This window comes from Spiroplasma endosymbiont of Cantharis nigra, from assembly GCF_964019925.1.
In the GTDB taxonomy this organism is placed as follows: domain Bacteria; phylum Bacillota_I; class Bacilli_A; order Mycoplasmatales; family Mycoplasmataceae; genus Spiroplasma_A.
Window position 1 is genome coordinate 68,578 of record NZ_OZ026470.1, and the last position, 24,059, is coordinate 92,636.

Here is a 24,059-nt window from a genome sequence, read left to right on the forward strand (position 1 = left end):
TAAGGAGAGTATTAGCAATATGATAAAAGTAAGTTTTAAAGACTCAAAAATTAAAAGTGAAATTAATAAATTTAGGGAAGCAAAAATTAAAGAAGTACATGATATGATTGAAAATAAAACTGGTATAGGTAGTGATTTTTTAGGGTGAAATAACTGACCAGTGGAGTTTGATAAAGATGAATTAAAAAAAATGAAAAAAGTAGCACAAGAGCTTAGAAATAAAATTGACATTCTTCTAGTTGTAGGAATTGGGGGAAGTTATTTAGGAGCGCGTGCAGCCGATGAAATGATCAGAGGTTTATACACAAAAGATAAAGTAGAATTAATCTATATAGGAAATACTATATCATCTACATATACTCAACAGGTAGTTGACTATATTAAAGATAAAGAATTTGGTATTGTAAATATATCAAAATCAGGAACTACAACAGAACCTGGAATAGCATTTAGAGTATTTGAAAAACTTTTAGTTGATCTAAAAGGAAAGCAAATTGCAAAAGAAAGAATTGTTGCAGTAACTGATAAAGCCAAGGGAGCTTTAAAAGAACTTGCAACAGCTGAAGGCTATGAAAAGTTTACAATTCCAGATGATATCGGTGGAAGGTTTTCAGTATTTACACCAGTAGGAATTTTTCCTTTATTAGTAGCGGGAGTTAATGTTGATGAAATCTTTAAGGGAGCTAAAAAAGCTATGGAAGATACAAAAAACATTAATAATGATGCTTATAAGTATGCAATAGCAAGATATATTTTGCATATTGAAAAAGGTTATAAAGCCGAAACTTTAGTAGGTTATGAACTTCAAATGCAAACATTTACAGAATGATGAAAACAATTATTTGGAGAATCAGAAGGTAAAGATGGCAAAGGTTTATTTCCTACAAGTTGTATTTTTTCAACTGATTTACATTCATTAGGACAATTTATTCAAGAGGGTACAAAAAACATATTATTTGAAACAATAATAGATGTTAAGAAACCTAATTTTGATTTAAAAGTTCCAAAAAATAGTGACGATTTAGATGGTTTAAACTATTTAACAACTAAATCATTTCATGAAATTAATAAGATAGCACTTGAAGGTGTTATTGATGCCCATGCAAATACTGGAGAAGTTCCAAATATTGTATTAGAATTTGATAAGATGGATGCCGAAATGTTTGGCTATGCAGCTTATTGATTTATGAAAGCATGTGCAATGAGCGGATATTTATTAGGTATTAATCCTTTTAATCAACCAGGAGTTGAAGTCTATAAAGCAAATATGTTTAAATTGCTAAAAAAACCAGGATTTTAAAAAAATAAAAAAATGATAGGGCTACTATCATTTTTTTAAACTAAAATTACTTTATATAGGAGTGAAAAAAATGCTAACAAAAGAAAATTTAATTTATTTAAAAGAGAAACAAATAATCTTGGATAAATATATAATCGATACAAAAAAAATAGTTGTAAATGAGAAAATAATTAAAAAGAAAATAATTGCATTTCTTGTTGAGGTGTCAGAATTTATTAATGAATATAGAGCCTTTAAATATTGATCAAACAAGCCAGCAAGCGAAAGAACAATAATATTAGAAGAATTAATTGATTGTGTACATTTTATTATAAGTTTAGGAATTGATATAAATTTTGACTTTTTAAAATTTAATAATAAAATTATAAAGGCTAGTGATGTTGATTTATGAAGTATTAATGTTTATAGAAAAGCTTTAATATTTGAAGAAAAATTTAATAGTGAATCTTATAGTGAACTATTAGATGAGTTCTTATCAGTTATGTACATTTTACAGATTACAACTGATGAAATTATTAATATTTATAACAAAAAAAATCAAATAAATTTTAATAGACAAGATACTGGTTATTAGTTTTAAAGAAAAAAGAAGAGGGATTAATAATGTCAAATAAAGATCTTAAAAATATATATAATTACCAGCCTTTAGACCCACATGACCCAAAAATGCCTTCTTTAACAAAAACTGAATCAGTTAATGATAATTATGAAACTATTAATATTGAAGAGAAAGATATAGTTAGTAAAGATCGAACACAAGAACTTATTTTTGAATCAGAAAGACCAAAAAAAGTAAAAGTGGAAAGTGAAGCTATCATTGAAGGGTTAGAAGATAATAAGAAAAGTGCTTCAAACATTATTTCAAAACTAAAAAGACAAAATGAAATTACTAAAACAACTGAATTAGATGAAGAATTAGTTACTCATGATTTTGTCTTTCCTGACCCCAAATCAGATTTAAATATTCTTAATTCTTTTGCACATAAAAGAATGACATCTTATAACCAATTAAATGAAACAAAAGCAAGAATAAAAATGTCTCGTGGTGAAGTTAGATTGAAATTAACTGAAAATGAAATACAGTTAATATTAAATAAATTTAAAGCTAAAGTTATTAAAGTTACTTCAAAAGAAGTTGTTTTAAAAAACAGTAAATATGGGTTTGAAATTTATCGAAATTCTTCTGATAAACGTTATTGAGTAGCTGCAACAAATTTTGAAGAAATATGAGATCCAAAATCAAATAATTATATGAATGTTTGAACTGGAAATGCTTTTACTGGTTATGGGTTTCATGACTTCAATGAAACCTTGAAGCAAACCGATACTATGATGACAAAGGGAAAAACTGGTTGAATAATGTGAAGAGATCATGTAATTGATTGAAATAAAGACACTAATCGTTTTTATTCTGGTAGTGAACCAAAAAAATTTACTTATGATGAATATAAAAAAATCGTTAAGTGATATAAAGAAAATAAAATTTGAATTTTAGTAAAACAAGAAAAAGTTAAAGATATTGAAGATTTAATGGAAGAGAATAAAGATAAAAGAAGAAAGGGCGAAGCAATTGCTCCAATTGCAACAATTCAAGCCAAATTATTACAACCACCACGTAGAGCCTCATTAGTTTATGGTTATCCAGTTGATAATCCAAGTTATAAAGGAAAGGACTATGTAAAACCAGAAAATAAATTATATCAAATTGGTTTTGCTTTTAGTGAATAAAAAATGAAGATAACATCTGTAAATAATTCTTTAATTGAAGAAGTCTTATCTTATAAAGAAACTAAAGTTCAAAAAGAACAAAAAAAATACATCATTGAAGGAATCAAAATGGTTGATTTGGCTATTCAAAAAGAGGTAGTTGAATTAATCTTAGTTGAAAGCAAACTATTTGATAAATATAAAAATTTTAAAAACATTGTAGAAATTTCAGATAATGTTTCAAAAAAATTAAGTGATCTAAAAACTAGTCAAGGAATTTATGCAATTTGTCGTATTGAAAAAAAACAAGAGCTTGATGGTAATTATCTTATTATTGATGGTATACAAGATCCAGGAAATTTAGGAACTCTAATTAGAAGTGCTTTTGCTTTTGACTTTAAAAACATTATCTGTTCAAATGATTGTGTTAGTTTTTATCACCCTAAAGTCTTAAGAGCAACTCAATCAAATCACTTTGATTTAAATCTTTTAAATGAAGATTTAAATAATTATATAGATAATTTAAAGCAAAAGAATATAATAGTTTTAGGAACTTTATTAAAGCAAAAAAGTGACTTACTAGAAAATATGAAGAATAAAAGAGTAGCTTTAATTCTTGGCAATGAAGGCCAGGGAATCTCAAAAGAGATTTCCCAAAAGATTGATAAGAATATAATAATTAAAACTAATAAAGAACTTGAAAGTTTAAATGTAGGTGTTGCAGGTTCAATATTAATGAATATTATTTATTCACTTTAGAAAAGGAAAGATATTTAAATGAGACAATATAATGCATTAATTAATAATAAGTTAATTGATAATGGACAATGACTAGAAGTAATGAATCCTGCAACTTTAAAAGTCGCAGGTAAAGTAAGTGCGTTGAATGCTGAAGATATAAATGAAGCATTTTCAGCTGCAAGAAAATCACAAAAAAATTGAGAAGAGACGAAATTATTAGAAAGAATAAGTGTTTTAAAGAAATTTAGAGACCTAATTGACCAAAACAAGCAAGAAATTTCTAAAATAATATCTGAAGAAATTGCAAAAAACTTAAAAGAATCATTAGCAGAAGTTGTTAGAACAATTGAAATTATTGATTATACTTTTGAAGAGGCAAAAAGAATAGAGCCTTCAGCTTTTACAGGTGAAGGTATGGGTGCTCAAAATAAACTTGGAATATTTTCAAGGGTTGCGAAGGGAGTAGTTTTAGCTATTTCACCTTTTAATTATCCTTTCAATTTAGCACTTGCTAAAATAATTCCAGCTTTAGTAATGGGAAATACTGTTGTTTTTAAACCAGCAACAGCAGGAAGTTTAGTAGGAACATTCTTATCTAAATTAGTCATTGAAGCTAATCTACCAAAAGGTATCTTTAATATTGTTACAGGGCGAGGGAGAGAAATTGGAGATATCATAACTTCAAATCCTGAAATTGATATGATTTCTTTTACTGGAAGTGTTGGCGTAGGAAATCAAATTAGAAAAAATGGTAGTACAACTGATTTAGTTTTAGAATTAGGTGGCAAAGATCCAGCCTTAGTTTTAGATGATTTACAACTTGATAAATATTGTGAAGAAATAATTAATGGAGCTTTTGGTTACTCTGGTCAAAGATGTACTGCAGTAAAAAGAGTTTTAGTAAGTAATAAAATTGCAGATAAGTTAGTTCCGCTATTAAAAACTAAATTAGAATCACTAAGTGTTGGTATGCCAAAAGACAATGCATTTATTACACCTGTAATTGATGAAAAATCAGCAGATTTTATTCAAACACTAATTGATGATGCAAAACAAAAAGGGGCAAAAATAATTACAGGAGATAAAAGAAATAAAAATCTTATGTGACCGACATTAATAGATAAAGTTTCATTGGATATGAAAGTTGCTTGAGAAGAACCTTTTGGACCAATTCTACCAATTATAAGAATAGATTCAATTGAAGAAATGATTGAAGTTTCAAATAATTCACAATTTGGTTTACAAGCAAGTATCTTTTGTCAAGATATTTCAAAAGCTATTAGTACTGCAAAAAAAATAAAAACAGGAACAGTTAACATTAATTCAAGACCTCAAAGAGGACCAGATAGTTTTCCTTTTTTAGGAATTAAAGACTCTGGTGAAGGGGTTCAAGGAATTAGAGAATCATTGTTGAGTATGACAAGATATATGGGATTAGTTATTAACTATTAATATTTAATTAAAGAAAAGAACATTTGCTGTTCTTTTTTTATTTCTAATGTTATGAGTAGAAATAAAAAAAGACCTCAAAAATTGCTGATGGAATTATTGTGAAATATTTTAATAACTGATATTTAGTTTTTTAGAAAATATTTACAAAATAACTTTTAATATTTTTATTTTTTTAATACTTGTCTTTACAATTTAATGGTGCTAAAATAAAGGTATATTTTAGGGCTATATAAGATAGGGGTATCTATTATGAAAAGTATATTTTTAAGCTTGTTTATTTGGTTAACAGCTTTACTAACAAGTTTTTTGGGCATTTTTTTAATGCAATGAACAAATTTTGTAACGTTTGCATTTGAAGCAGAATTTGCAATTTTTAATACAATACAAATTTTGGGATTATTATCAATAGGAGCATTCCTTGCAATTGGAATAGTTAACTTTATTACAAAGCCAAATAAAATAACACCAATTATATATGCAATTTCAGCAGTTATTTTAAGTGTAGTTAATGTTGCTTATTTATCAGTTTTAATGTCAAAAATAGCTACACCAATTACTATAATAAATAGTGACGTACAAATTACAAGTGTTGTTTCAAATGCAATCTTGCTTACAATAGCTGCATTTTGTGCACTGAGCTCTATAATAACTATGTTTATGTTCAAATTACAAATAGTTAATAAAGCAAAACCAAACCAAACAGTAAATTCAAGTTATTCTCAGGTTTCTTCACCTGCAAATAGAGCAGAAACTATAATTTCAAAAGAAAGTCCATCAGCAATTAAAGAATTTAATTCTGAATTTACTTCTACACCAAATGAAAAAACTTATAATATGTCAGATAAATTGGCACGTTTGAAAGAAGATATTAGCAATAATAATTTTAGACATACTTTAACTGAAACTCCTTTAGAAGAAGTAAATAATCAACCTATTAAAAGAGAAGAACAAATAAATGTTCAAAAGGAAGAATCAGTTGACAATATTTATCCAATGGAAAGAGAAGAAATTCCATTTGAAAATAGTCAACCTAAATTAGTTGAAAATGAGCAATTTGTAGAACAAATTCAAGACCCAAATGACTCATTTAATAAGCTATTAAAGCGACCAAATCAAAAAATAGCACCAGTTAATAATCTACCTAAGGTTGAGGATTTACCACCAATTGGTGAACCTAAGGACCCTTATAAACAAACAATTGTTCCTAGAAGATCTGCAAAAAGAGAAAAAGAATTTAATAATCCTATTGGAAATGTGGCAAAACCATTATATGTTGATAGAAATGTTAGAAGAAAACCAAAATTGGATGAAAATTACCAAGGGAAAGTATTCTTAGGAGACTCAGATAAAATATGAGAGGCTATGAAAAATCAAGAACGTAGATTACCTCAAAAGGTATCTAAAACAGCTCCTTTAAGCACTAAGTGAAATACAACAAGTGTTCCAAAAAAAAGCAAATCAAAGAGTATGGAAGTAGATCTTGATAAGATTTTAGACCCAGTTAATGAACAAAATAGTGTTGATTTAAGACCCACAATTGATTGAGATGAGTAAAATAAAAAAGTTAAAACTTTTTTATTTTTTTTATGCTTTTTAAAATTTAATATGTTATTATCTTTCTTGTCAATGAGAGTGCCTATTTTAAAGGGTTTATTGAGAAATTCTGAGATTTTATTCATAAAAATATTTTATTGAAATAAAAATAATTAATTTTGAAATAATTTTTAAAAAGTATTGCTTATTGGTTTCAAATCATATATATTCTTATATGTCGTTGGTTTTTAAAAACTGACGTGAAACGATCTTTGAAAACTAGATAGAACAACAACAACCAATTAATTTGTACAATTTATACAAGTTCAATTATTTGAGAATAAAGATATAGTCATGAATCAAAATTTTCACATTAATTAAATTTAATGAGAGTTTGATCCTGGCTCAGGATGAACGCTGGCGGCATGCCTAATACATGCAAGTCGAACGGGGTGCTTGCACCCAGTGGCGAACGGGTGAGTAACACGTATCTAATCTACCTTTTAGTGGGGGATAACAGTTGGAAACGACTGCTAATACCGCATACGACATCATTATCGCATGAGAAGATGTTAAAAGGCCCGTCTGGGTCGCTAGAAGATGAGGATGCGGCGTATTAGCTAGTAGGTGGGGTAAAGGCCCACCTAGGCGATGATACGTAGCCGAACTGAGAGGTTGATCGGCCACATTGGGACTGAGATACGGCCCAGACTCCTACGGGAGGCAGCAGTAGGGAATTTTTCACAATGGACGAAAGTCTGATGAAGCAATGCCGCGTGAGTGATGACGGTCTTCGGATTGTAAAGCTCTGTTGTAAGGGAAGAACAGCTAGAAGAGGAAATGCTTTTAGTTTGACGGTACCTTACCAGAAAGCCACGGCTAACTATGTGCCAGCAGCCGCGGTAATACATAGGTGGCAAGCGTTATCCGGATTTATTGGGCGTATAGGGTGCGTAGGAGGTTAGTTAAGTTTGAGGTTAAAGCCCGGAGCTCAACTCCGGTTCGCCTTGAAAACTGGCTAACTAGAATGCAGGAGAGGTAGATGGAATTTCATGTGTAGCGGTGGAATGCGTAGATATATGAAGGAACACCAGTGGCGAAGGCGGTCTACTGGCCTGTGATTGACTCTGAGGCACGAAAGCGTGGGGAGCAAATAGGATTAGATACCCTAGTAGTCCACGCCGTAAACGTTGAGTACTAAGTGTCGGCTTTAAGTCGGTGCTGCAGCTAACGCATTAAGTACTCCGCCTGAGTAGTATGCTCGCAAGAGTGAAACTCAAAGGAATTGACGGGGACCCGCACAAGTGGTGGAGCATGTGGTTTAATTCGAAGCAACGCGAAGAACCTTACCAGGGCTTGACATCCAGTGCAAAGCTACAGAGATGTAGTGGAGGCTAACATTGAGACAGGTGGTGCATGGTTGTCGTCAGCTCGTGCCGTGAGGTGTTGGGTTAAGTCCCGCAACGAGCGCAACCCCTATTATTAGTTACTAACATTAAGTTGAGGACTCTAATGAGACTGCTAGTGTAAGCTAGAGGAAGGTGGGGATGACGTCAAATCATCATGCCCCTTATGTCCTGGGCTACACACGTGCTACAATGGCTGATACAAAGAGTCGCAATCCTGCGAGGGGGAGCTAATCTCAAAAAGTCAGTCTCAGTTCGGATTGAAGTCTGCAACTCGACTTCATGAAGCCGGAATCACTAGTAATCGCGAATCAGCAATGTCGCGGTGAATACGTTCTCGGGTCTTGTACACACCGCCCGTCACACCATGAGAGTTGGTAATACCAGAAGCACGTATCCTAACCGTAAGGAGGGAGCGTACCAAGGTAGGATTAGCGATTAGGGTGAAGTCGTAACAAGGTATCCGTACGGGAACGTGCGGATGGATCACCTCCTTTCTATGGAGTATTCGTAGATTAAGAAAAAATAAGCTGAGTGAAACGATAAAACAGCTTTTGATTATATCTCGTTCTATCTAGTTTTCAGAGATTGTTTTTTAGGGTCATTTAGGCCCGGAAGCAATTTCTGAAAAGAAAATCGTTCTTTGAAAACTGAATATTAGATGAAAATAGACATTTTATTTTTCTTACGTTTATATACAATATAAAACGTATTTAGTAACTTAATTTAGATTAATACTAAGAAAACTAAAATTTCATTAATTTTATAGATTATCTATATATGCAATAGGTTTTTCTTTAGAAAGTATAGTAAGGGCGTATGGTGAATGCCTTGGAAAATGGAGCCGATGAAGGACGTGACTACCTGCGAAAAGCGCCGGGGAGCTGGAAGTAAGCTTTGATCCGACGATGTCCGAATGGGGAAACCCAGCACGATTAATCTCGTGTTATCCATAACTGAATACATAGGTTATGTGAAGGGAACCTTGGGAACTGAAACATCTTAGTACCAAGAGGAAAAGAAAACGAATGTGATTCTGTCAGTAGCGGCGAGCGAAAGCGGAACAGGCCAAACCGGTCTACGGGCCGGGGTTGTAGGACTCTTGTTAGAGTTACAAAGTTAGTGTATAGCAGAAGCTGTTGGGAAGCAGCACCGCAGAGGGTGATAGTCCCGTATGCGAAATGCACTAACCTCGAGAGAGTATCCTGAGTACGGCGGGGCACGAGAAACCCTGTCGGAATCTACCCAGACCACTGGGTAAGCCTAAATACTACCATTTTACCGATAGTGAACCAGTACCGTGAGGGAAAGGTGAAAAGTACCCCGTGAGGGGAGTGAAATAGTACCTGAAACCATATGCTTACAAGAAGTCAGAGCCCGTTAATGGGTGATGGCGTGCTTTTTGTAGAAAGAGCCGGCGAGTTACGATATCGTGCAAGGTTAAGTGGAATACACGGAGCCGTAGTGAAAGCGAGCCTTAATAGGGCGTTTAGTACGATGTCGTAGACACGAAACCAGGTGATCTAGCCATGAGCAGGTTGAAGTTAGGGTAAAACCTAATGGAGGACCGAACCAACGTTCGTTGAAAAGACCGTGGATGACTTGTGGCTAGGGGTGAAATTCCAATCGAACCTGGAGATAGCTAGTTCTCCCCGATATAGCTTTAAGGCTAGCGTCGAGGTAAAGGATTATGGAGGTAGAGCTCTGAATGTGTGATGGCCCCACCTAGGGGTACTGATCACAATTAAACTTCGAATGCCATAATTTCATACTCGGCAGTCAGAACATGGGTGATAAGGTCCATGCTCGTGAGGGAAACAGCCCAGATCAACAACTAAGGTCCCTAAATTTACGCTAAGTGTGTAAGGATGTGGAAGTGCACAGACAGCTAGGATGTTGGCTTAGAAGCAGCCATCATTTAAAGAGTGCGTAACAGCTCACTAGTCGAGTGCTTCTGCGCCGAAAATGTACCGGGGCTTAAGCGTAGTACCGAAGTTTTGGATTTGCAGCAATGCAAGTGGTAGGGGAGCGTTCTAATTGCTATGAAGTTCGACCGTGAGGACGGGTGGAGCGATTAGAAGTGATTATGCCGGCATGAGTAACGTTTGGGAGTGAGAATCTCCCATGCCGTTTGACCAAGGTTTCCTGGGCAAGGTTCGTCCACCCAGGGTTAGTCAGGACCTAAGGCGAGGCCGAAAGGCGTAGTCGATGGACAACAGGTTGATATTCCTGTACCACCTAATAAAGTGATGGAGTGACGGAGAAGGATAGTGGATGCCGGCTGTTGGTTATGCCGGTCTAAGCACAAAGAGGTGTACGTTGGCAAATCCGCGTACTATAACCTTGAAGTGTTATGGGGAGTGAACGCTTCGGCAAGTAGCGAAGTCCATGACTCCACGCTTCCAAGAAAAGCTTCTAGCGTTAATTTATTAGGTGCCTGTACCTAGAACGAACACACGTGGTCAAGGAGAGAATCCTAAGGCAAGCGAGATAACTATAGCTAAGGAACTCTGCAAAATCACCCCGTAAGTTAGCGAGAAGGGGTGCTCACTTTACGTGAGCCGCAGTGAAGAGGAAGGGGCAACTGTTTAGCAAAAACACAGCTCTCTGCAAAGTCGTAAGACGAAGTATAGGGGGTGACGCCTGCCCAGTGCCGGAAGGTTAAGAGGAGATGTTAGCTTCGGTGAAGCATTGAATTGAAGCCCCGGTGAACGGCGGCCGTAACTATAACGGTCCTAAGGTAGCGAAATTCCTTGTCAGGTAAGTTCTGACCCGCACGAAAGGCGTAATGATCCCTTCGCTGTCTCGGCTATAGACTCGGTGAAATTTTAGTACCAGTGAAGATGCTGGTTACCCGCAACTAGACGGAAAGACCCCGTGGAGCTTTACTATAACTTAATATTGAATTTTGGTGTAACATGTAGAGGATAGGTGGGAGACTTTGAAGCGGTCACGCTAGTGATCGTGGAGTCATCCTTGGAATACCACCCTTGTTACATTGAGGTTCTAACCTAGACCCGTTATCCGGGCCAGGGACAGTGTTTGGTGGGTAGTTTGACTGGGGCGGTCGCCTCCTAAAATGTAACGGAGGCGCTCAAAGGTACCCTCAGTACGGTTGGAAATCGTACGAAGAGCGCAAAGGTATAAGGGTGCTTAACTGCGAGACTTACAAGTCGAACAGATGCGAAAGCAGGACTTAGTGATCCGGCGGTCCCGTGTGGAAGGGCCGTCGCTCAACGGATAAAAGTTACCCCGGGGATAACAGGCTGATCTCCCCCAAGAGTTCACATCGACGGGGAGGTTTGGCACCTCGATGTCGGCTCATCGCATCCTGGAGCTGTAGTCGGTTCCAAGGGTTGGGCTGTTCGCCCATTAAAGCGGTACGCGAGCTGGGTTCAGAACGTCGTGAGACAGTTTGGTCCCTATCTGTTGTGGGCGTAGGAAAATTGAGAAGAGCTGTTCCTAGTACGAGAGGACCGGAATGGACGCACCCCTGGTGCTCCTGTTGTCACGCCAGTGGCACAGCAGGGTAGCTATGTGCGGAAAGGATAATCGCTGAAGGCATCTAAGCGAGAAGCCTCCTTCAAGATGAGTTTTCCCATTCTTCGGAAGTAAGATCCCATGTAGACCACATGGTTGATAGGTTGGGTGTGTAAGCACGGTGACGTGTTTAGCTTACCAATACTAATAGATCGAGGACTTTCAAAGAAAAACCTAACAAAATTGCTTGTATAGATATATAAAATCATCTAGTATTCAGTTTTGAGAGTACGATTTAGTTTTTGAAAAAAAACTTTGTCTCTCAGACACAATAAAACTTAAGATCTGGTGGTCATAGCGCTGAGGTCACACCTGTTCCCATGTCGAACACAGAAGTTAAGATCAGCAACGCCGACGATAGTATAATGCAAAAATAGGACGCTGCCAGTTTAAAGTTTAAAACCCACTCAAAAGAGTGGGTTTTTTTTGTAAAATATAGTTAAAAGAGGTAGTTATGATAGTTGAACAAATTTCTAAAAGATTTAAAAAGAAAATTATGCAAACAACTTTAGAAGAAATTAATTTTAAGTGAGAATTTGAGGACTTTTTTCAGATTTTAAATATTAATAATTTCCTAACAATGATGCAACATCAGTTGAAAGTTACTTATAACTTTCAACAAGAAGAAGATATCAAACAAAAAATAATGAGTATTAGAGAATTTCTTGCAAAAATGGTTGAAGAAATTGAAGATTTTAAAATAAACTTAAATCAAATAACAATATTGGACAATCTTATCCATATGATTTATATGGAAATTAAAAATATTATTAATGATGGTTTAATTAAATATCTCTTTTATGAAAAAATTCATTGTTCTATTGAATATAATCAAAAAGTCTATGATACAGATGATTACTTTAAATTAAAAATTTTGGAGTTTATGGAAAATACTGATAATCATTTTGAAATTTTTACTATATCATTCAAAAATAGAGTAAATAAGGATAATTTTTCTTTTTAATTATATTATTTTTTGCAAATAATTATTAAAAATAGGAATATCTTAAACAAAATTTCATCAAATAATAATTTAATTAATTAATTTAGTATAATTAAATTGCTTTAAATTTAGAAAAGGTGTATTTATGTTAAAAAAAATAGATGAAATATTAAATAGTTTTAATAAGCAATTTAATAAAATTAAAACAAAAGAAGAATTGGAAATTTTGAAGAAGGAATTTGCAGGTAAAGAATCTCCATTAACAGATATTCTTAAGAAGTTGAAATCAGCTTCACCTGAGGAAAAAAAAGAAGCAGGAATGAAAGCTAACGAAATTAAGATTTTAATTTTTGATAAATTAAATAATCTAAGTGAAAAATTTGAAAATGAAATATTAAAAAAAACATTACAGAATGAAAAAATAGATTTATCCTTATCTGGAGTTAATTTAAAAATTGGAACGAAACATCCACTTAATTTAGTTATAGATGAGGTATCTTCAATTTTTACTGAGCTAGGTTATGAAATGATTGATGGAACTGAGTTTGAAACAGATGAATATTGTTTTCAAAAACTAAATATGCCTATTGGTCATCCAGCAAGAGATATGCAAGATACATTTTATATAGATAAACATACTGTTTTAAGAACACATGCAACTAACATGACAGCTAGAATGCTTACACAAGCATCTAAAATAGGAAATATTAATATGGCAGCTGTAAGTTATGGTAATGTTTATCGTCGTGACGATGATGATGCTACACATTCACATCAGTTTATGCAAATGGACGTATTTGCAATTGGAGAAAAAATTAGTTTTGCAAATTTAAAATGAGTTCTAGAATATATGTGTAAACGTTTATTTTCTGAAGATACCATAATTAGAATGCGACCAAGTTTTTTTCCTTTTACCGAGCCTTCTGCTGAAGTAGATGTTAGATGTATTAATTGCAGTGGTAAAGGTTGTGCAATTTGTAAATATACTGGCTTTATTGAAATTTTGGGCTCAGGGATGTTAGCACCAGAAGTATTAGAATCAAATGGATTAGATCCAGAAAAAGTTACTGGGTTAGCTTTTGGAGTAGGGATTGAAAGATTAGCAATGTTAAAATATGGTTTAAAAAACATAAGAGATTTATATGAAAATGATATTAGATTTTTAGATCAATTTAAATTTTTTGGAGATTAGAAAGTGAGATTAATATGTATTTAACAAGAAAATGATTAGAAAAGTTAATTGATTTAAAAGGTGTTAAAAATGAACAAATAACAGTTGCATTAAACTCACTTGGATTTGAAGTAGATTCATTTAAAGATTATTCAACTTTAAATGACAAACTAAAAATAGCACATTTAGGAAATGTAGCGCCTATTGATGGAACCCATTTAAATTTTTGTTTTGTAGATAAGGGCGAGGATTTAGTCTCTCCAATTGTTTGTGGGGCAAGTAATGTTAAAGAAGGCCAATATGTTATTTTAGCTGAAGCTGGTAAAAAACTTGCAAATGGAATTACATTAACAAATAAAGAAATTAAGGGTAAAATGTCTGAAGGAATGCTGTGCGCATTACCGGAGATAGGTTTAAACCCTAAGAGTCTTTCAGATAAGGAAAAAGATTGAATTTATCCAATTGTTACAAGAGAAGACACTTATTCAATGATAGGTAGTGAAAATGCATTAGATGAAATAGGTTTTTTAGATGCTGTATGAGAAGTTGATTTAACTCTTAATCGAAGTGATGCCCTTGGTGCAATGCAATTAGCTAAGGAAATAGCTAATTATTTTGATAAGAAATTAGAAGATATATCAAAGGAGTATAAGTTAAAAATAAATAGTTTAAAAGCACCTGTATCAATAAAAATTCATAAAGAAGTAGATAAATTTGTGAGAAGTGCTGTAGTACAAACAGTAAAAGTAAAAGATGTTATTAGTATTGGAGATAAAGAATATAAAATTTATTCTAATCAAGACTTGTGACTTAAATTTAATGATTCAAAAACTACTCATAATTTTTGATTAGATTTAGCAAATGCCATTGCTATTGAAACAGGTCAACCAGTGATGTTTTTGGATCCAAAAAAATTGAATTCACAATTAGAAATTAAAAATAATAAGAATAGCGAGCACGAAGTTAATTTACAGTTATCATGTGATAACAAATTTATTTCAACTCTTGGAGTAGAAACTAATTTAGATTTTTTACCAAATGTTGATTCAAAAGAAATTTTAGTAGTCTATTTATCTTTAGACCCAATTTTTATGAGAAAGCAACAAAAGGAATTTAATACTTCAACTGTTGATTTGCAAAGATATATGAAACCTGTAAGTTCTAAGTTATATACATTGGCTCAAAATAGGGTAATGTATTGATTAGATCAATATAATATTTATGAATCAAATAGCCAATTTGAAATTATAAAAGAATCAAATGAAAAACAAACTCAGGTTAGTGTTAAATTAGAATATATTCATAAGTTAATGGGTATTAAATTATCTGTAAAAGAAATTAAAGCCTTATTTAGAGTTTTAGATTTTGAAGTAATTGATAATAAAGATGAAATATTATTTATAATTGATCAGTTTAGAACAGATATTGTTCATAAAGCAGATATTGTTGAAGAAATTACAAGAATTTATGGTTATAATAATGTAACTTCAATTGCTCCTAAAATTCTTTCAGATAATAAATCTAAAAAATTAGATCTACGTTTACAAAAGCAAAGCGAAAACTATTTATTGGGTTTAGGGTTTACAAATATTAAGACTTATTCATTATTATCTAATGAAGAAGTACAAAAATGAAATTTATTTAATATTGAAAATCCAATAAATCTAATGAGCCCTTTAAGTAAACTTAGAGAGACATTTAGATTAAGTTTATCAAGATCAATTATAGAAACTGCAGCATTTAACTATTCAAAAGGTAATAAAAATGTCAAATTATATGAATTTGGTGATATTTACAATATGAACAATTTAAGACAAAGGCACTTATCTGTTCTTATTAGTGGAGACATTTTAAATCAAAAAGGTTATGACATTTCAATAAAAGCAAGTTATGCATATATTAAAGGGATTTGTGACTCAATTATAGAAGCTTATAATATTGATTTAAATGATGTATCATTTGACTTAAATGAAGATATTATTAATGAGATTCATCCTTACATTAATGCCAAAATTAGTTTAAAAGGCAAAATACTAGGTTTTATTTATAAACTAAACCCTAGATTTGAACAATCTCAAAAACTGGATGCAACTTTTATTTTAGAATTGAATATTAGTGAAATACAAAATACTAAAAACTCTATAATTAGAGCTCAAGAAATATCAAAATTTCAAAAAACTACAAGAGATGTTTCAATTATATTAAAGGCATCAGATAAATACTCAGAAGTTATTAATAAAATTATTAAAAAAGTTAATTATTTAGTAAAAATTGAACTGATTGATATCTATCAAGATAATAAAATGAAAGAAAATAACTCTAAATCGGTTTCAATTTCGTTTGAATTTAATAGTGCCTCAAATCAATTAACAGATCAAGAAGTTCAAAATGAATGGAATAAGGTGCTAAATAATCTTTCAAAACTTAAAATAGAGGTAAGATAATGCTTAAAAAGGATATTGAACTAAAGGGAATTGTAAATTTAGATAATGATTTTGAAATTAGCAAAGAATTAAAATTAAGTCACGACTTAATAAAATCAATTGATAAAGTTCATATTAAGGGGATTTTAAACTATCAAGATGCAATGAAATCTGTAATAGTTTATGCCAAAATCACAGCGTCATTGACAGCAATTGATGCAAGGGATGGAACAATAATTAATTTGGAGGATCAAATTTACGATTGAAGTGAAGAGTATTACTTTGAAGATATCAATGATGATCAACATAATATTGTTTTTGGTGATAAATTTAATATATTAGAATATGCAATAGAGCAAATTGTTTTAAATATTCCTATGAATTTAAGTAATAATTATGATAAAATTTCATTTGTCGGTAAAGATTACATACTTATGTCTGAAGATGAATACCAACAAGAACAAGAAAATCAAGTAGATTCAAGATGAGATAAACTAAAAGAATTTAACTTTGAAAAATAAAACAACGGAGGTGTCAACATGGCTGTACCATTTAGAAAGACCAGTAAAGCTGCTAAAAACAAAAGAAGAAGTCACTTGGCTTTAGTTAGCTCAGCAATTATTTCATGTCCAAACTGTGGAAGTATGATTAAACCACATAGAGTTTGTCGTGAATGTGGTTTTTACAAAAATAAAGAAGTTAAAAAAGTTGATTAATAAATAGGGTGCTTTATAAGCACTTTTTTTTGTATTTTTTTGTATTTCTGTAAAAAAAATAAAAAAGGTATCGATTAATGTATGTATGGAGGAACTTTTATGTTAAATAATATTAATGAAATTTCTAAGAATATAATACCTTTATCGGCTTTAAATTCCTTAAATGAAAATGGTTATCACTTTTTTATCAATGAAGTTGATGAAAAGACTTTTTATGAAATTGTAGAAAAATCAGACCCTTTAACTTCAGTGAATTTATTAAGAAGCTTTTATATGTATTATAGAATATACTTAAATAAATACTTTATAAAACCTTTAAAACTAAGCAATAGTCCGTCTTTAAATGAAGTTTTAACAAACGAAATAAACTTAAAACAAAAACTTGATCGAATTATTAAGTCTTTGGAAAGAAAAATAACTCATTAAATGTGCTTTTATGAATATACTTTGTCAAGTATACAAAATGTTTTTTTATAAAGTAATTGCATTTAATGCAATTACTTTTATTTTGTTTCAATTATTAAAGTATTCATAAGATGGAGGGTTAGAAGTTTTAACTCGTATTCTTTCATAATTATAGAAGTGAATATATTTACTAATAGAGCTTTCCAATTTTTCAAAAGAGTTTACTTTTAACTCTTTTTTTCATTCCTCTTTTAATGAAGAAAAAAATGTTTCACACATTGCATTATCTATTGAATTTCCAGGTCTTGATAAAGAAATAATTATATTATTCTTTTTTGAATAGTTTTTTGCAAAAAATGATGTATATTGAGAACCATTATCAGAGTGAATTATAAGCGATTTACTTATGTCATTTCTATATTTTGTTGAATTAATAAGAGTATCTCTATAAATTTTTATATCATTTATTTTAGACAATTTATAACCAACTATAAATCCTGTCTTAACATCCTTTAAAATACTAAGATAAGCAAATTTATTATTTAATGGTAAATAAGTAATGTCAGTCACTCAGCATTCATTCTTCTCATAAATTTCTCATTTTCTATTAACAATATTGGGTCCATGAGTAATACTTTTCTTTTCCTTAGGTTTTCTAATCATCTTTTTAACTCTAATTACTGAATACATCTTATATATTCTCATTATTCTTGCTACTTTATTTTGACTAATCTTTATTCCCTTATTTTTTAAACATATTGTTATTCTTGGACTACCATAAATACCTTTATATTTAAAAAAGTGAAACTTTATTTCTTTTGCAATATTAATGTCTATTTTTATAATATAATCCTTTTTACCATTGCTAACTCACCTATAGTAACTTGATCTAGTAATTTTTAAAAGCTTACATAAATCCGAAATACGATATTTGTATTTAAATTCTTCTATGATTTTATAAATATAATTTATTTTTTCTTTTGATTTTCCATCATTTCATTGAACTTTTTTATAACTTCATTTTCCATTTCTAATCATTTAATTTTCTTTTTAAGAATTGCTAGTTCCTTATCTTTTGGGTCTAAAGAATTTGGTCTAACACTAGAATGCTTGTTGTGCTTTCCTGTTTTTGAAATTAAACATTCAGCTCCATATATTTTATAATTTATGCAAAGGTTTCTTGCTGTTGAATAAGATACACCATATTCAATTGAAAGCTCTCTAAAAGTTCTATTTTCATTATAGTGTCTATTTACTAACTCTTGCTTTTGTTTGATACTTAAAATATTTGATTTATTACCTGTAACATTTGACATATAAAAAATTCTCCTTGTATACATTCTATGTTTTTTTTAACATTATGTATACTTAGAGAATTATATTCAAAATGTGCTTTTATAAGCATTTTTTTATTATCAAAAAGTGGGTAAAAAACTTAAAAAATAGTTGATTATGTAAGAAAGTGGTATATAATTGTTTATGTGTGGGAGAAAGTGGGTGACTTTGTGTTATTTGGGACATTTGAACATAATTTAGATGATAAATTTAGATTAACAATTCCTTCAAAATTACGAAACAAATTGGGTGAATTAGTTTATGTAACAAGAAGTATTGATGGTTTATGTTTAGAAATAAGAACTCCAGAGAACTTTAAAGAATGATATAACGAGTTAAAGTCACAAAGTGCACTTTCCTCATCTACACGTACTGTTGTTAGAACCATTTTTTCAAATACAGATGAAATTTCAATTGATGGATCAGGAAGAATTAAACTACCTTCAAATTTATTAGAAGAAGTAGGAATTTCTAAAACTGTGCAAATCACCGGGGCTGGTGAATGAGTTGAAATTTGAGATAAAAATAAACATCAAGTATATGATAAAGATGCAAAAAATAAGCTTGTAGAAGCTGCAGAAAAATTGGGCGGAGTAAATTAAAATGGCACATGAACATACATCTGTTTTGCTTAATGAATCAATAGATTTATTAAATATAAAAGGCAACGGAATATATGTTGACTGTACTCTTGGGCGAGCAGGTCATAGTGTTGAAATTTTAAAAAAAATTGATAACGGACATTTATATGCAATTGACCAAGATCAAGAAGCAATTGCTATAAGTAGAAAAAAACTTGAAGATATTTCAAGTAATTTTACTATTTTAGAAGGTAATTTTGCAAATATAAAAGTTCTACTTTCATTAAATAATATTAAAAAAGTGGATGGCATCTTATATGATTTAGGAGTTTCAAGTCCACAATTTGATAAAGCAGATAGGGGATTTAGTTATCGTTTTGATTCTGAATTAGATATGAGAATGGATCAAAAAAATAATAAAATCAATGCAAAAGAAGTTATAAATACATTTAATGAAAAACAATTGGCAGATATTTTTTATCAATATGGAGATGAAAAATTTTCATGAGAAATTGCTAAAAAAATAATTGCAAAAAGACAAATAAAAAGTATTTCTACGACTTTTGAGTTAGTAGATATTATCAAAGAATGTTTACCACAAAAAATTTTAAAGCAAAAAAAACACCCAGCAAAGAAAGTATTTCAGGCTTTAAGAATATATGTAAACAATGAACTTGAAGTTTTAAAAAGGTCTTTAAGTAACTCACTTGACCTATTAAATATTGGGGGAGTTATTGTAGTTATATCTTTTCATTCATTAGAAGAAAAGATAATTAAGGATATTTTTAAATCTAAAACTACATCAAAAGAAGATAAATTTTTAAGTAAATTACCTATTTTAGTTGAAAATAAAAAAGATTATGAATTGGTAGTTAAAAGACCTGTAGTAGCAGGTGAAGAAGAACTTGAAAAAAATAGAAGAGCTCATAGTGCAAAACTATGAGCTATTAGAAAGGTTGGTGGTTAAATGCAAAATGAAACTTATGCAGTTATTGAAATAACTAAAAAGTATATAAAATTTGCTGTTGGAAAATATAAAAAAAGTATTGGTTTAAAAGTTGTCTTTAAAGAAAGAGAAAAATCTAAAAGTAACTGATTAACTGATAAAAATGATATTGTGGATACAAATATTGTTGCTCATCGATTAATAAAAATGATTAATCGATATGAATCAATTTTTAAAGAAAAAATTAGAAGAGCAGCAATTGTCTATCCAACAGCAACACTTCAAATAAAAGATGCTAATCCAAGTATTTTTATTGACAGTGCTGACAAAATTGTTAGAGAAGAACATATAAAAAATTTATATAAAGATGCAAAAAGAGTTGTTTATGAAGATAACTTAATTGTTACAAATATAAAACCGTATGCTTTTAAATTAAATGGTATGCAAAGTTTTGCAAAACCACCAATAAACTCTAAGGCAAATATGGTAGCAATGAGTGCTAAGGTATATACTGCTGAAAAACATGTTGTTGATTCTTTTGAAGGTGTATTAAAAATACTAAAAATTGAGAGATTATCAGCAACAAGTCAATTATTCTCATTGGCAAAACAATGCAGTGAAGGATTGAATTTTAGAGAAACATTTGCTCTAATTAACTGAGATTGAGAAAGTATAGATATTGGTTATTTTTCACGAGAGACACTTGTAAAAAAAGATGTAATTAAATTTGGTTTAAAAGATATTATTGAAAATTTAGCTAAAAAAATGAGTGCTAAATTTGATATAGCTAATAAATATATATTTAAACTATTAGATTTTTCATCTAATACATTAGATAACACTGTAATGTATAGAAAATATATAGCATCTGAAAAAAGATCTTATGAACTAAAAGCAATTGATATTAAATATATGTTATTGGAAGAAATAAATGGTGTAATTGATAAGGCAGATATCTTAATTTCAAGAGAAATGGGAAGCATAAAAAACTTTAAAATTTATCACACCGGAAAAAGCACTGAGATTGCAGGTTTTGAAAAGCTATTGTTAAGAAGTACTTACAAAAATATTTCAGAAATATATTATTCATTAATTACTGGAGCAAGTGAAATTTGAACTAATTCATTATGCGGAATGATGAGACAATCTCATCTAACAAATAAAAATCTAAGAGAAGTAAAAACAAGTACAGAAACTTATGAGAATCCAAATATGTTAGCTTTAGCTCAAATGCAACATGCACAACAAATTTTGGGTCAAAAAGCATTTGACCAACAGTTACGTGCTCAGCAAGCTCAAATGCAAGCACAACAAGCACAAAAAGCACAGTTAGCATTTACTCAACAGTTACGTGCTCAACAGTTACGAACAGAACAATTGCGTTCACAACATGGAGAATTCATTCCACCTTTGATGAATGCGCAATTAATTCAACAAAATAATCAAATTCCACAAAATTTTGTGGGACAACAAAATAATGAAAACTATTTAAAAAATGGTATTATAAATACGCAAAGAAATAAATATTAAAAGTGAGGGAAATAACATGTCTACAAAATTAGATTTAAATCAAAATGCCAAAATTAAGGTAATTGGAGTTGGTGGTGGTGGCTGTAACGCTGTTAACAGGATGGTTGACGATAATGTTCAAGGAGTTGAATTTATTGTTGCAAATACTGATGCACAAGTTTTAGCTGCAAGTTCTGCTACAACAAAAATTGTTTTAGGGCAAGAAGTATCAAAAGGCCTGGGAGCTGGAGCAAATCCAGAAATAGGTAAACAAGCAGCTATAGAATCAGAAGAAGAAATTAGAAAATCATTAAAAGGATCAGATTTAATTTTTGTTGCTGCTGGAATGGGTGGAGGAACAGGAACAGGAGCTGCTCCAGAAATAGCTAGAATTGCTATGGAAACTGGAGCATTAGTAATTGCAATTGTTACTAAACCATTCAGATTTGAAGGAAGATTAAGAAATTCTTATGCTGTTCAAGGATTAAATGAATTAAGAAAATTTGTTGATTCAATTATTATAATTTCAAATGATAGATTGTTAGAAATTATTGGTGGAATTCCAGTAAAAGATTCATTTAGAGAAGCTGACAACATTTTAAAACAAGGAGTACAAACAATTACTGATTTAATTGCAGTTCCTGCAGTAATTAACCTAGATTTTGCTGATGTTAGAACTGTAATGAAAGGTAAAGGTAATGCCTTATTTGGAATTGGAATAGGTTCTGGAGAAGATAAAGCAATTGAAGCTGCAAATAAAGCTATAACTTCTTCATTATTAGAAACTTCAATTCGCGGTGCAAAGGATGCTATTATTAACGTTACTGGTGGAAAAACTGTTTCTTTAAATGATGCATATGATGCTGTTGATATTGTTCAACAAGCAAGTGGAGAAGACGTAAATATTATTTTTGGTATAGCAATTAATGAACATTTAGATGATGATCTAATAGTTACAGTTATTGCTACTGGATTTGATGACGATTATAAAGCTCCAAATATTTCTAATAAGAAACCTTCATTATCAAATGAACAATATTCTTCTATGCAACAAGAATTATATTCAAATTATGAACCAGAACCTCAGCCTGTAGAGACTGCTTATGATCAAAGAACTTCATTTATGACAAATCATGATAAAAGACCTGATTTTGTGAAACAAACTGAAGAAGAAAGAAGAATAGCACAAGAAAGAGCTGGACAGTGAAATCAAAATAATAATTACGAAAATCGTGATGAAAGAGTTGCTCAAAAAATTGAAGAAACTGGCGATGAAGAAGATGGAGATTTCCCAACATTTTTAAGAAAAAAATGATAATTTAATTAAAATTTTCTAATAAATTTAAAATCAATTAATTTTAATAAACTCACTTTTAAATTATTTTTTTAAGAAATTTAAATATAATTAAAATCTAAATAATTACTTACTAATAGATATTTAAATATCTATTTTTTTTAATTTAATAGTCCATACAGTTGCATTTTTGATGGCACTTTGCTACTATGTAAATAGGCGATGAAGGAGATCAAAAAATGCATCAATTATTGACTTATAAAAAATTCAATAAACCAACTGCCTTTTTTGCGTTTTCTACATTGTCATTTAAAAATATGTTTTTTAAAGACAATGCGAATCTAATTATTAAAATGGCTATGTATAATATTACAAAACAAAACATGGCAGAGTGATCGTAAAGGTTTATAGAATTAAACAGATTTTAAATGATATTGTTAGATAAAAATTCAATTTTATTAAGAGCATTTAATATTTAAAAGAGTGATTTTATTTTATAAACAGTTAGGATGAGGATTAAATCTAAACTATTTATTTAATAAAACACTCTTTTTTTTATGAAATATAAAAAAAATTACACTCAAAGTGTAATAGCCAATATTATTGAAGTTATAGACAATACCAAGCAGATTAAAAGGATTATTTTAGAAAGTCTTCTTAAAAATCCTTCATCTTCTGATAAAGTAGTTTGATATCTTCTTGTAATATCATTATAGTATTTTGCAACTTTTCTATTTTTTATTCAATTAGTAATTAAAAAAGCTAAAAGACTAATTAATGCAAAAGCGGTTATTACTCATTCTGATTTCTCTGTACTTTTTAGTGCAAAAATACCAAGAATGAAACTTAACCCGATTAAAGCAGAACTTATAATTAATACTATAAGATAGTCATATCATCTAAGTTTCTTAGAATCAATGTATCTGGTTTGAGTACCAATTGGTTCCTTAGAAATTTCACTAATTTTATCTTGTACTTGTTGTTTGTGAGCAATTTTTTCTTGCTCGCGTAAATCTTTTAGTTTTTTAAAATTACTTGTTTTATTTTTATCTCTCAT

At 30.5% G+C, this 24,059-nt stretch carries 20 protein-coding genes and 3 rRNA genes; 20 read left to right on the forward strand and 3 right to left on the reverse strand.

Annotated elements, in window-relative coordinates; all coding sequences use genetic code 4:
* The first annotated feature begins 19 nt into the window (after positions 1-19).
* The 15 genes from AACL04_RS00320 to AACL04_RS00390 all read left to right on the forward strand — a co-directional run bounded on the left by AACL04_RS00320 (position 20) and on the right by AACL04_RS00390 (position 17,358).
* A complete protein-coding gene (locus tag AACL04_RS00320) occupies positions 20-1,300 on the forward strand; it encodes a glucose-6-phosphate isomerase (RefSeq protein ID WP_339030362.1) in 1,281 nt (426 codons plus the stop codon).
* A 70-nt stretch (positions 1,301-1,370) separates the two neighbouring features.
* Positions 1,371-1,874: a dUTP diphosphatase gene (locus AACL04_RS00325; protein ID WP_339030364.1), complete on the forward strand. Its 504-nt coding sequence runs from the start codon at positions 1,371-1,373 to the stop codon at positions 1,872-1,874.
* 29 nt (positions 1,875-1,903) lie between these two features.
* Positions 1,904-3,028 carry a hypothetical protein gene (locus AACL04_RS00330; RefSeq protein WP_339030365.1) on the forward strand — a complete coding sequence of 375 codons (1,125 nt, stop codon included), beginning with the start codon at positions 1,904-1,906 and terminating at the stop codon, positions 3,026-3,028.
* Positions 3,029-3,031: 3 nt separating this feature from the next.
* Entirely contained in the window at positions 3,032-3,766 is a 735-nt protein-coding gene (locus tag AACL04_RS00335) for an RNA methyltransferase (protein ID WP_339030367.1), read from the forward strand.
* 18 nt (positions 3,767-3,784) lie between these two features.
* Positions 3,785-5,200, forward strand: a complete 1,416-nt coding sequence (locus AACL04_RS00340) for an NADP-dependent glyceraldehyde-3-phosphate dehydrogenase (protein ID WP_339030369.1) — start codon at positions 3,785-3,787, stop codon at positions 5,198-5,200.
* A 249-nt stretch (positions 5,201-5,449) separates the two neighbouring features.
* On the forward strand, positions 5,450-6,754 hold the full coding sequence (locus AACL04_RS00345; protein ID WP_339030371.1) for a hypothetical protein: 1,305 nt from the start codon (positions 5,450-5,452) through the stop codon (positions 6,752-6,754).
* A 361-nt stretch (positions 6,755-7,115) separates the two neighbouring features.
* Positions 7,116-8,636 (forward strand): 16S ribosomal RNA (locus AACL04_RS00350).
* 300 nt (positions 8,637-8,936) lie between these two features.
* A 23S ribosomal RNA gene (locus tag AACL04_RS00355) occupies positions 8,937-11,848 on the forward strand.
* A 115-nt stretch (positions 11,849-11,963) separates the two neighbouring features.
* A 5S ribosomal RNA gene (rrf, locus tag AACL04_RS00360) occupies positions 11,964-12,069 on the forward strand.
* The 16S, 23S and 5S rRNA genes sit together here, the layout of an rRNA operon.
* 64 nt (positions 12,070-12,133) lie before the next feature.
* Positions 12,134-12,643 carry a hypothetical protein gene (locus AACL04_RS00365; protein WP_339030373.1) on the forward strand — a complete coding sequence of 170 codons (510 nt, stop codon included), beginning with the start codon at positions 12,134-12,136 and terminating at the stop codon, positions 12,641-12,643.
* 124 nt (positions 12,644-12,767) lie between these two features.
* Entirely contained in the window at positions 12,768-13,814 is a 1,047-nt protein-coding gene (pheS, locus tag AACL04_RS00370) for a phenylalanine--tRNA ligase subunit alpha (RefSeq protein ID WP_339030375.1), read from the forward strand.
* Between the two features lie 14 nt (positions 13,815-13,828).
* Positions 13,829-16,237, forward strand: a complete 2,409-nt coding sequence (pheT, locus tag AACL04_RS00375; RefSeq protein ID WP_339030377.1) for a phenylalanine--tRNA ligase subunit beta — start codon at positions 13,829-13,831, stop codon at positions 16,235-16,237.
* A complete protein-coding gene (locus AACL04_RS00380) occupies positions 16,237-16,737 on the forward strand; it encodes a YceD family protein (RefSeq protein WP_339030379.1) in 501 nt (166 codons plus the stop codon). Before pheT ends, AACL04_RS00380 begins: the two co-directional genes overlap by 1 nt.
* Positions 16,738-16,755: 18 nt before the next feature.
* Entirely contained in the window at positions 16,756-16,932 is a 177-nt protein-coding gene (gene rpmF, locus AACL04_RS00385) for a 50S ribosomal protein L32 (RefSeq protein ID WP_053946439.1), read from the forward strand.
* Positions 16,933-17,031: 99 nt separating this feature from the next.
* Positions 17,032-17,358, forward strand: coding sequence for a hypothetical protein (locus AACL04_RS00390; RefSeq protein WP_339030382.1), 327 nt, complete (start codon positions 17,032-17,034; stop codon positions 17,356-17,358).
* A 45-nt stretch (positions 17,359-17,403) separates the two neighbouring features.
* On the opposite strand, the gene AACL04_RS00395 is transcribed toward AACL04_RS00390, so the two are convergent.
* Positions 17,404-18,375: an IS3 family transposase gene (locus tag AACL04_RS00395; RefSeq protein ID WP_339029629.1), complete on the reverse strand. Its 972-nt coding sequence runs from the start codon at positions 18,373-18,375 to the stop codon at positions 17,404-17,406.
* A complete protein-coding gene (locus AACL04_RS00400; RefSeq protein WP_339029627.1) occupies positions 18,306-18,653 on the reverse strand; it encodes a hypothetical protein in 348 nt (115 codons plus the stop codon). Before AACL04_RS00400 ends, AACL04_RS00395 begins: the two co-directional genes overlap by 70 nt.
* A gap of 177 nt (positions 18,654-18,830) precedes the next feature.
* Here AACL04_RS00400 and mraZ point away from each other — a divergent pair, with 177 nt between their 5' ends.
* The 5 genes from mraZ (at position 18,831) to AACL04_RS00425 (ending at position 23,403) form a co-directional block, all read left to right on the forward strand.
* Positions 18,831-19,274 (forward strand): division/cell wall cluster transcriptional repressor MraZ, encoded by a 444-nt coding sequence (mraZ, locus tag AACL04_RS00405; protein ID WP_339030384.1) that lies wholly within the window; start codon positions 18,831-18,833, stop codon positions 19,272-19,274.
* A 1-nt stretch (position 19,275) separates the two neighbouring features.
* Positions 19,276-20,220, forward strand: a complete 945-nt coding sequence (gene rsmH / locus AACL04_RS00410) for a 16S rRNA (cytosine(1402)-N(4))-methyltransferase RsmH (RefSeq protein ID WP_339030386.1) — start codon at positions 19,276-19,278, stop codon at positions 20,218-20,220.
* The gene (locus AACL04_RS00415) at positions 20,221-21,729 is read left to right on the forward strand and encodes a hypothetical protein (RefSeq protein ID WP_339030388.1); all 1,509 of its coding nucleotides are present in this window, start codon (positions 20,221-20,223) and stop codon (positions 21,727-21,729) included.
* Positions 21,730-21,745: 16 nt separating this feature from the next.
* Positions 21,746-23,026: a cell division protein FtsZ gene (gene ftsZ, locus AACL04_RS00420; RefSeq protein ID WP_339030390.1), complete on the forward strand. Its 1,281-nt coding sequence runs from the start codon at positions 21,746-21,748 to the stop codon at positions 23,024-23,026.
* 215 nt (positions 23,027-23,241) lie between these two features.
* Positions 23,242-23,403: a hypothetical protein gene (locus tag AACL04_RS00425; protein ID WP_339030392.1), complete on the forward strand. Its 162-nt coding sequence runs from the start codon at positions 23,242-23,244 to the stop codon at positions 23,401-23,403.
* A 173-nt stretch (positions 23,404-23,576) separates the two neighbouring features.
* Here AACL04_RS00425 and AACL04_RS00430 read toward each other — a convergent pair whose 3' ends face one another.
* Positions 23,577-24,059, reverse strand: a complete 483-nt coding sequence (locus tag AACL04_RS00430; RefSeq protein WP_339030394.1) for a hypothetical protein — start codon at positions 24,057-24,059, stop codon at positions 23,577-23,579.